The sequence below is a fragment of the Pseudoxanthomonas broegbernensis genome (assembly GCF_014202435.1).
Lineage (GTDB): Bacteria > Pseudomonadota > Gammaproteobacteria > Xanthomonadales > Xanthomonadaceae > Pseudoxanthomonas > Pseudoxanthomonas broegbernensis.
This window is the reverse complement of sequence record NZ_JACHGU010000030.1, coordinates 1-1316: the sequence shown is the minus strand read 5'-3', so window position 1 is coordinate 1316 and position 1316 is coordinate 1. Positions and strand designations below refer to the sequence as shown.

General features: G+C 53.7%; 1 protein-coding gene. It reads right to left on the bottom strand.

Annotated elements, in window-relative coordinates; genetic code table 11:
• Positions 1-618 precede the first annotated feature (618 nt).
• Positions 619-1316 (bottom strand): RHS repeat-associated core domain-containing protein (locus HNR76_RS15270; RefSeq protein WP_281383403.1); only part of this gene is annotated, 698 nt, incomplete at its 5' end.

Sequence of the window (1316 nt, the reverse complement as noted above, 5' to 3'; positions counted from 1 at the left end):
GTGCCTGGATCCGGGAGTGCCTGTTGCCGTCGGCGGCTCGCAGCTCAGGTGCGCGCGTCGCAATGGCCTGCTGAAGCGGATACTTCAGGGGCGACGAATTAACGAGGACGCTTCAAAACTGCATAGCAGAAGGCAACGGCAACAGCGGCCGTCAAGAAGAAGCCCCGCGTGTGCGGGGCTTTTTTCTTTCTATCTATTTGGAACTACTTACAGCTAACAAGCAAGTTCTTCCTCGTTATAACCTTCTCGACTGCGTGCAAATCGGGAGCCATAAACATTACGTATACCGGCCCCTCCTTATCGCCTCGCTCGTAGCCAAACAGCAGCTTATCCAGCCCGTCACTTCTTTCCCTGCCAAGCAACCTGAACCCATCCGTTGCTTCTACGCCCCTCTTCATCACTTGGTTGGAGAACCTTGGATGTCCACCAATAAAAACATCTACAGTCACCCTTTCTAATTTCAATGCACCTAGATCAAAGTCTGGACCAGGTGTGTGACTTTGAAAGTAAACACCGCGCGGAAGGTTTGCACAAACCCGATACCGCTCACTGAGGGTAGTGGCATCTTGATCCGCATGGCACCCAGACAAGAGAACTAGGGCCGCAGCAGCAAAGGAATTAATTATTGCACCCGCAGCCATGTCTAATCGCCTCGTTTCCGGACTTTAAAATGTCCTTAATGTTCTGCTCGTTGACAGGAACGGTGAGGTCTCTCCCCATAATCCCTGGGCCATAGTCACCCAAACCAAGCAAGTGGCCTGCTTCATGCGCAAAAGTCGCATCGCCCCACTGGCCGGGCATATACCAAACGCCTTCAATCATCCAGGGCGTCTGGACATACGACGTCCCGTCACCTTCCCGCACAGCAATGCCGTTGGTGGTACCGACATGCCATGTCGGGATCGACTGAACCACCGTCTTGACGTTATAAGAGCCAAACTTCCCACTCCAAGCACTTTGAATAGCATTTGTAACTTGAGCAATCTGAGCTTGCGAAGCACCTTGGAAATTGATCGGAATGGCGATGCCAATGTTGTTGCCTTTTTGACATAGGTAGCCGATCAATCCCAGCGGATCAATCGTATCGATTGGATTCCCTCCGACATAAACATACGGATTCAACCCACCCGCCAGCCCGACCGGGTCGACCTGCGTATAAGCCCCCAGCCGCGCGTCGTAATACCGGTTCATGTTGTACCAGAGGTTGGTTTCCTGATCGTAGTACTGGCCCGGGAAGCCGATGTTAAGCCCGCCGATGCTGTCCACGGTCACCGCCCGGTCCCAGCCGTAGTTGCTGGCCCGCCACACCACCGCCT